This window comes from Kitasatospora sp. NPDC002040, from assembly GCF_040296785.1.
GTDB lineage: Bacteria > Actinomycetota > Actinomycetes > Streptomycetales > Streptomycetaceae > Kitasatospora.
In genome coordinates, this window is sequence record NZ_JBEOXV010000006.1 from 264,823 (window position 1) to 272,870 (window position 8,048).

The window sequence follows — 8,048 nt, forward strand, 5'->3', positions numbered from 1 at the left end:
CCGCCGGGACGGCCCACGGGCCGCCGTCCCGGTGGATCGGGCACCGCCCGGCGGCCGGGCTCCCCGGCACCCTTGACCAGTGGTCTGGACCACGCCAGAGTGTCAGACTCGGCGAACAAGGAGTGACGACGTGGCCAGGACCGGCTGGGTCCGACTGTCGGTGGCGGCTCTCGTCCTGGTGCTGGCCGGTGGCTGCACCGACGCACCGGACGGCGCCCGCCCCGCCCCGCACCCCGTCAGCATCGAGGCCGACCACCCGGACGCGCTCGCCGACCAGGCGGTCCGGCTGCGGATCACCGGGCTCGAACCGCAGGCGGAGGTGACCGTCACCGCCAGGACCACGGACTACCTCGACACCACCTGGCAGGCCCAGGCCACCTTCGTGGCCGACCAGCAGGGCACCGTCGACCTCAGCACCACCGCCCCGCGCTCCGGCTCCTACCAGGGTGTCGACGGGATGGGCCTGTTCTGGGCGATGAACCCGTCGCCCGCCGAGGCCGACGGAGCGTACTTCATCACCCGGTACCCGCAGCTCGAGGGCTCCTACCAGGTCCACCTCACCGTCGACACCGGCGGACGACAGCAGGCCGCCCGGGCGCTGGAACGCCGCTGGACGGCCACCGGCGTCACCGCACGCAGACTGACCCTCGCGGCCGACGGGGTCACCGGCGAGCTCTTCCGCCCGCCGCCCGGCCCGGCCCGCCGACCGGCGGTCCTGGTCTTCGGCGGCTCCGAAGGCGGCACCAGCCAGAACTTCACCGCGGCACTGCTCGCCTCGCACGGCTATCCGGCCCTGTCCCTGGGCTACTTCGCCCTGCCCGGACTGCCGCCCACCCTGCAGGACGTCCCGCTGGAGTACTTCGCCACCGCCGCACGGCTGCTGGCCGCAGAGACGGGAGCGGACCCCGCCCGGCTCCTCGCCATGGGCTACTCACGCGGCAGCGAAGCCGCCCTGCTGCTCGCCCAGCACTACCCGGACCTGGTCCACGGCACCGTTGTCTACGCCCCCGCGGCCCGGGTCCACGCCGGGTTCCCCAGCGGACCGACCGCCTGGACCCTGGGCGGCGCGCCGGTGCCGACCGGCACGATCCCACTCGACCGGGTGACCGGCCCCGTGCTCGCGATCGCCGGCGCGGACGACGAGCTCTGGCCCTCCGCGGACTCGGCCGAGCAGATCGCCCGAGCAATCGCACCCGACGGCCCTCCGCACCGGGCACTCGTCTACCCCGGCGCCGGACACCTCGTCGGCACCTTCCCCTACCTCGCCATGGACACCACCCCGGCCAACACCGCCGCCGGGCGGACCAACCGGTACGGCGGCACCCGCGCCGGGAACGCGGCCGCCCAGGCCGCAGGCTGGCGCCAGGTCCTGGCCCTGCTCGCGGGGCTGCGCAGCGGCTGACCACGGCACCCGGGCGCTGCGATAGCGTGGGCAGCCAGCCGCACCGAAGGGGAGACCAGCAGCGATGGCCAGCACCGAGGAGTGCCGTACGGCGCTCGAGCAGCTCAGCCGCAACCTCGCCGGCACCAACGGCGAGGTCCGCCAGGCCGCCGCGCTCGACCGCTCGCTGACCTGCCGGATCACCGACCTCGACCTGACCTTCTCCGGCCGCCTCCGGGACGGCCGGATCACCGACGTGGTCGAGACCCCCGGCCCGCCGCCGGCCAAGGCCGAGATCCGCCTCACCATGGCCAGCGACGACCTGGTCGCCATGGTCGGCGGCACCCTCAACTTCGCCTCCGCCTGGGCCTCCGGCCGGGTCAAGCTCGAAGCCGGCTTCCGCGACCTGCTGCGCCTGCGCTCCCTGCTCTGAGGCGCCCGGGGTCGTCCGGCCCCGGGCCCTGCAACCGGCTAGAAGCCCAGCTCCGCGAGCGCCTTCCGCCCGTCCAGCCCCGCCCCCGCCGACCAGGCCGCGCCGCAGAGCGCCCGCAGCCCGTCGTACCGGTCCTCCCCCGCCCCGGACAGCCGCAGCACCCCGTCCTCCGCCCAGGCCCGCCAGCCGCCGCACTCGAAGCCGCCGTCCACGGCGACCGCCGCCCGATGGGCCGTCAGCAGCCCGCGCAGGTCCGCCGCCAGGTACGTCGGGCGGTGCTCCACCGGGGCGTCCAGCAGCAGCGCCGGCGTGGTGACCCCGGTGAAGACCAGCAGACTGTCGACCCCGCCGTTCCAGGCACCCTCGATGTCGGTGTCGAGCCGGTCGCCGACCACCAGCGGCCGCTTCGCGCCGGTCCGGATCACCGTCTCCCGGTGCATCGGCGGCAGCGGCTTGCCCGCCACCTCCGGCTCCACCCCGGTGGCCGTACGGACGGCGGCCACCAGCGTCCCGTTCCCGGGCGCGATGCCGCGTGCGGTCGGCACCGTCAGGTCGGTGTTCGAGGCCACCCACGGCAGCCCGGACGCGACCGCGTACGAGGCCTCGGCCAGCTGCTCCCAGCCCACCGAGGGGTCGTAGCCCTGCACCACCGCGAGCGGCTGCTCGGCCAGCGAGCGGACCGCCACCAGACCGTGCTCGGCCAGCGCCTCGACCAGCCCGGCACCACCCACCACCAGCACCTTCGCCCCGGCGGGGACCTTCTCGGCCACCAGCCGGGCCGCCGCCTGGGCGGAGTTGATCACGTCGGACGGCTCGGCCGGGATGTCCAGCTCGGTCAGGTGCTCCGCCACCACCCGGGGCGGCCGGGACGCGTTGTTGGTGACGTACGCCAGCCGCATGCCGCGGTCCCGGGCCACCGCCAGCGAGTCGGCCGCGTGGTCGATCGCGTTCGGGCCGGCGTACACCACACCGTCCAGGTCGAGCAGCGCGGTGTCGTACGCCTCGGTCAGCGGGAGGTCGGAGCCCCCGGGTGCCGTCCGTGCCCGGCCGGTTGCGCCGTTCGCGCCAGTTGCGCCGGTCTCCGTCATGCCCGCTGCACCTCGTCCTCAGTCGTCGCCGCCTGTCACACCGTCAGGCGGAATCCTGCCCGGCCTCGCCCGTGTACCCCGGCGCGCCCGGAAGGAGCGGGCCGTACGCCCCGGCCCGGGCCGCCAGGGTCACCCTGGTCTGCCGGAGGGCCGCGCGGTAGTGCTCGGCCCCGGGCCGCATCGCGACCGCCAGCGCGAGATGCTCGGCCGAGGTCTCGAAGTCACCCAGCCGGGCCGCCGCCACGCCCCATCCGAACTGAGCGTAGTCGTCCGAGGGATCGGCCAGCGCCACCGCCCGGAAGTTCTCCAGCGCCGCCCCGAACAGCCCCGCGTCGAACTGCGCCCGGGCCAGCATCTCCCGGATGCTCCGCGACTCCGGCTCCACCTCCGCCGCCCGGGTCAGCAGCTGCACCGCCGCCGCCGGATGGCCCTGCTCCAACAGCTGCGCCCCGCGCCGGAACCAGTCGTAGACCCCGCCCTCGGGCACCCCGTCGCTCCCGCTCATGCCTGCCTCGCTCCCTCCGGACACCCGCCGTCCGACCTGACACACCCTCCGGGCCGTCGCGGGCGCTGTGATCACTGAACAGCACATACCCGGTTACCATGCCCAGGATGACGACACCCAGTGCAGACAGTGGAGCACCGGCTCCGACAGGCGGCCCCGGAAACCCCGGGCACGTCGCCACCGCGGGGCTGTCCCTCTCCCCGTTCCGCGGCCTGCGGTACCGCCCCGACCGGGTGGGCAACCTGGCGGCGGTCACCTCGCCGCCGTACGACGTGGTGGATCCCAACCGGCGGCTCGACCTGGAGACCGCCGACCCGCACAACATCGTCCGGCTGATCCTGCCCCGCCCCGAGCCGGACGACAGCGGCGACCGCCCGGACCGCGACACCCGCTACCGGCACGCCGCCCGCCTGCTCAAGGACTGGCAGCGCGAGGGCGTGCTCGCCCCCGACCCCGAGGCCGCGCTCTACGTCTACGAGCAGCGGGCCGACGGCATCCTCCAGCGCGGCCTGATCGGCTCACTGGCCGTCAGCGGCCGGGAGGCCGGGGTGGTGCTGCCGCACGAGGACGTGATGCCCCGTCCGGTCGCCGACCGGGTCGGCCTGATGCGCACCACCAAGGCCAACCTCGAACCGCTGCTGCTCACCTACCGGGGCAACGGCGGCGCGGCCGGCGTGGTCGAGCGCGCCGTACTGGGCGAACCGCTGCTCACCACGACCACCACCGACGGCACCCACCACCGGCTCTGGGCCGTCACCGACCCGGCCGAACTGGCCGAGGTGACCCGGGACCTGGCGACCTGTCGGGCGCTGATCGCCGACGGCCACCACCGCTGGGAGATGTACCTGCGGCTCCAGCGCGAGCACCGCCACCTGCCGCGCAGCCCGTGGGACCGCGGGCTGGTGCTGCTGGTGGACACCGCCCGCTACCCGCTCCGGGTCCGCGCCATCCACCGGGTGCTGTACCGGCTGCCGGTCGCCGAGGCACTCGCCCGGCTGGGCGAGCAGTGGCGGGTCAAGGAGGTGCCGGGCCCGCTGGAACACGCGCTGCAGGCCCTCGCCGAAGCCAAGCGCCACGGTGGCAACGCCTTCCTGCTGACCGGTGGCGAGGGGACCTTCTGGCTGCTCAGCGAGCCGGATGAGGCCCTGCTGACCGCCACCGTCCCGGCCGACAAGCCGGAGGAGTGGCGCCACCTGGACGCCACCGTGCTGCACGCCACCCTGCTCGACCACACCTGGCGGATCCCGGACGGCCCCGACGACATCGGCTACCTGCACGCCGCCGCGGCCGCCGAGCGCGAGGCGGCCCGCTCCGGCGGCACCGCCGTCCTGCTGCACCCGGTGGAGGAGAGCGTGGTGCGGCGGCTGGCCGAGCAGGGCGTGACCATGCCCCGGAAGTCCACCTCGTTCGGCCCCAAGCCGGCCACCGGCCTGGTGCTCCGCAGCCTCGAACTCGGCTGACCGGGCCGAGAAACGGGAAAGGCCCCGACCGCGTGAGCGGTCGGGGCCTTCCTGCTGTGTGCCTGCGGCGTCAGCGACGGTCGCCGGAGTCCCGGACGTCGTCGACCTCGTCGATCTCGAGGTCGTCCTCGTCGTAGTACTCCTCGACGTCCTCCTCGTCCTCGTAGATGACCCGGTCGTCGCCGGTGTCGTCCATGGCGATCTTCCGGCGCGGGCGCTCCTCGACGATCTCGTCCCGGTCGTCCCGGTCGTCCTCGTCGTCCTGGTCCCGGTCGTCATCGTCCAGGTCGTCGGAGGCCGCGTCGGCGAGCTCGTCGAGCTCCTCGTCACCGGCGTCCCGAACGTCCTCGGCGTCCTGGATCTCCCGGCCGTCCTCGTCCGCCATCTCGGGGTCGAGCGCGTCGGTGAACTCCAGGCCGTCGATCTCGGCGAGCCGCTCGGAGGCATTGGTCTGCCCGTCGCTGTCCGCCTCGGCCGCCTTCGCGAACCAGTCACGGGCCTCGTCGCCACGGCCGGCCGCGATCAGCGCCTCGGCGTAGGCGTAGCGCAGACGCGCGGTCCACGGGTGGATCGAGCTGGAGGCCAGCTCCGGGCTCTGCAGCGTCACCACGGCGGCCTCGAACTGCTCCATGTCGCCACGGGCACCCGCCGCGACCAGACGCATCTCGACCTGGCCGGCCTTGTCCAGCTGCTTCACCTCGGGCTCACCGGCCATCGCCAGCGCCCGCTCCGGACGGCTCAGACCACGCTCGCAGTCCGCCATCACCGGCCACAGGTCCACCCGGCCGGTCATCCGCTTCGCGGCGCGGAACTCGGTCAGCGCCTCCGCATAACGCTGCGTCACGTACGAGGCGAAGCCCGCCGCCTCACGGACCGAGGCGACCCTGGAGGCCAGCCGCAGCGCGACGCGGGAGTACTGGTAAGCCTCCTCGGGGTCGGTGTCGAGCGTCCGGGCCACCATCACCAGGTTGCGCGCGACATCGTCCGCGAGGGTCTTCGGCAGGCTCTTCAGGTCCTGGCGGACATCGCCGTCCAGCTCGAACCCGGTGACGTCCTCCGGGATCGGCAGCCGCTTGACCGGCTCGAAGTTGCCCCGGCGGTCGTCGTAGTCCGAACGCTCGTCCCGACGCGGGCCACGGTCGTCACGGTTCCCGTAGGACGGACGGCCACCACGGTCATCGCGGTTGCCGTACGACGGACGGCCACCACGGTCGCCACCGTAGGAGGGACGGTCACCGGACGGGCGACGGTCACCGTAGGAGGGACGGTCACCCGAGGGGCGACGGTCACCGTAGGACGGGCGGTCGCCGGAGGGACGGCCACCACGGTCGTCACGGTTGCCGTACGAGGGACGGTCGCCCGACGGGCGACGGTCACCGTAGGACGGACGGTCACCCGACGGGCGGCCACCACGGTCGTCACGGTTGCCGTAGGACGGGCGGTCACCCGACGGGCGGTCACCGTAGGACGGACGACCACCGCGGTCATCGCGGTTGCCGTACGACGGACGGTCGCCGGAGGGGCGGCCACCACGGTCGTCACGGTTGCCGTACGAGGGACGGTCGCCCGACGGGCGACGGTCACCGTACGACGGACGATCACCGGAGGGGCGACGGTCACCGTAGGACGGACGGTCGCCGGAGGGGCGGTCGTCACGACGGAAGCCACCACCGGACGGACGGTCACCGTACGAGGGACGGTCGCCGGACGGACGGCCGCCACGGTCATCGCGGTTGCCGTAGGAGGGACGGTCACCGGAGGGGCGACGGTCACCGTACGACGGACGGTCGCCGGAAGGACGGCCGCCACGGTCGTCACGGTTGCCGTACGACGGGCGGTCACCGTAGGACGGACGGCCGCCACGGTCATCGCGGTTGCCGTACGAGGGACGGTCACCCGAGGGACGACGGTCACCGTACGACGGACGATCACCCGACGGGCGGTCACCGAAGGACGGACGGCCACCGCGGTCATCGCGGTTGCCGTACGAGGGACGGTCACCCGACGGGCGGCCACCACGGTCGTCACGGTTGCCGTAGGAGGGACGGTCACCGGACGGGCGACGGTCACCGTACGACGGACGGTCGCCGGAAGGACGGCCACCGCGGTCATCGCGGTTGCCGTAGGACGGACGGTCACCGGAGGGACGGCCACCACGGTCGTCACGGTTGCCGTACGAGGGACGGTCACCCGACGGGCGGCCACCACGGTCATCGCGGTTGCCGTACGAGGGACGGTCACCCGACGGGCGGCCACCACGGTCATCGCGGTTGCCGTACGAGGGACGGTCACCCGACGGGCGACGGTCACCGTACGACGGACGGTCACCCGAGGGACGGCCGCCACGATCGTCACGGTTGCCGTACGACGGACGGTCACCGTAGGAGGGACGGCCGCCACGGTCATCGCGGTTGCCGTAGGACGGACGGTCACCCGAGGGGCGACGGTCACCGTACGACGGACGGTCGCCGGAGGGACGGCCGCCACGGTCATCGTGGTTGCCGTACGAGGGGCGGTCGCTCGACGAGCGGTCGTCGCGACGCGGACCACGGTCGTTGGACCAACCCCCACGCGACCGGGAATCGTTGCCGCGGCCATCGTCCGATCGACGGTCGGGACGGTCCTGGGGAGGGTTCGACATCGTGGTGACTCCTGTCTGCTGCTTCTGCTCGACCGCGCGGCCAGGGCGACGACGTCGCCCGGTGCGGTGTGGTGGGGCCCGTGTGGCCGCACACCAGCTCCATTGTCCGGCATCCGGCCATCTCCCGCTGTCGGGCGGTGGCCGGCCTGCTTCTATCGGGGGAAAAACAAAAAAGGCCGTTGGCCCCAGCGAATCGCTGGGGCCAACGGCCTTTTGAATACTTGTTCGGCGGCGTCCTACTCTCCCACAGGGTCCCCCCTGCAGTACCATCGGCGCTACGAGGCTTAGCTTCCGGGTTCGGAATGTGACCGGGCGTTTCCCTCGTGCTATGACCACCGAAACCCTATCGGGTATTCAGCGAAACACACACTTTTTAGTTTATAAAGTGGTTTCTCACCGGCGATAGCTGTTCGCTACCCGGGAACCACACAGTGAACGCGAGCGTCTGAGGACAAGCCCTCGGCCTATTAGTACCGGTCAGCTCCACCCCTTACAGGGCTTCCACATCCGGCCTATCAACCCAGTCGTCTACTGGGAGCC

General features: G+C 73.1%; 5 protein-coding genes, 2 rRNA genes and 1 pseudogene. 3 read left to right on the forward strand and 5 right to left on the reverse strand.

Features of this window, described 5'->3' with window-relative positions; all coding sequences use genetic code 11:
* Window positions 1-130: 130 nt before the first annotated feature.
* Window positions 131-1,402 carry an acyl-CoA thioesterase/BAAT N-terminal domain-containing protein gene (locus ABT118_RS18220; RefSeq protein WP_350669633.1) on the forward strand — a complete coding sequence of 424 codons (1,272 nt, stop codon included), beginning with the start codon at window positions 131-133 and terminating at the stop codon, window positions 1,400-1,402.
* A 64-nt stretch (window positions 1,403-1,466) separates the two neighbouring features.
* Window positions 1,467-1,814: an SCP2 sterol-binding domain-containing protein gene (locus ABT118_RS18225; RefSeq protein WP_350669636.1), complete on the forward strand. Its 348-nt coding sequence runs from the start codon at window positions 1,467-1,469 to the stop codon at window positions 1,812-1,814.
* 38 nt (window positions 1,815-1,852) lie between these two features.
* On the opposite strand, the gene ABT118_RS18230 is transcribed toward ABT118_RS18225, so the two are convergent.
* Together ABT118_RS18230 and ABT118_RS18235 are read right to left on the reverse strand one after the other, a co-directional pair.
* Window positions 1,853-2,902 carry an HAD-IIA family hydrolase gene (locus tag ABT118_RS18230; protein WP_350669639.1) on the reverse strand — a complete coding sequence of 350 codons (1,050 nt, stop codon included), beginning with the start codon at window positions 2,900-2,902 and terminating at the stop codon, window positions 1,853-1,855.
* Between the two features lie 43 nt (window positions 2,903-2,945).
* Window positions 2,946-3,407: a tetratricopeptide repeat protein gene (locus ABT118_RS18235; protein WP_350669643.1), complete on the reverse strand. Its 462-nt coding sequence runs from the start codon at window positions 3,405-3,407 to the stop codon at window positions 2,946-2,948.
* Window positions 3,408-3,514: 107 nt separating this feature from the next.
* Between ABT118_RS18235 and ABT118_RS18240 the strand changes: the two genes are divergently transcribed.
* Window positions 3,515-4,867: a DUF1015 family protein gene (locus ABT118_RS18240; protein WP_350669646.1), complete on the forward strand. Its 1,353-nt coding sequence runs from the start codon at window positions 3,515-3,517 to the stop codon at window positions 4,865-4,867.
* Between the two features lie 366 nt (window positions 4,868-5,233).
* Here the strand turns inward: ABT118_RS18240 and ABT118_RS32755 are convergent.
* From ABT118_RS32755 to ABT118_RS18255, 3 genes and pseudogenes are all read right to left on the reverse strand, one after another.
* Window positions 5,234-5,936, reverse strand: a pseudogene (locus ABT118_RS32755) (tetratricopeptide repeat protein); the annotation flags it as partial.
* A 1,795-nt stretch (window positions 5,937-7,731) separates the two neighbouring features.
* A 5S ribosomal RNA gene (gene rrf / locus ABT118_RS18250) occupies window positions 7,732-7,848 on the reverse strand.
* Between the two features lie 107 nt (window positions 7,849-7,955).
* Window positions 7,956-8,048, reverse strand: a 23S ribosomal RNA gene (locus ABT118_RS18255); the annotation flags it as partial.

Coding starts and splice junctions, on each gene's coding strand:
- ABT118_RS18225 (WP_350669636.1), top strand. CDS start 1,467: ATGGCCAGCACCGAGGAGTGCCGTACGGCGCTCGAGCAGCTCAGCCGC.
- ABT118_RS18230 (WP_350669639.1), bottom strand. CDS start 2,902: ATGACGGAGACCGGCGCAACTGGCGCGAACGGCGCAACCGGCCGGGCA.
- ABT118_RS18235 (WP_350669643.1), bottom strand. CDS start 3,407: ATGAGCGGGAGCGACGGGGTGCCCGAGGGCGGGGTCTACGACTGGTTC.
- ABT118_RS18240 (WP_350669646.1), top strand. CDS start 3,515: ATGACGACACCCAGTGCAGACAGTGGAGCACCGGCTCCGACAGGCGGC.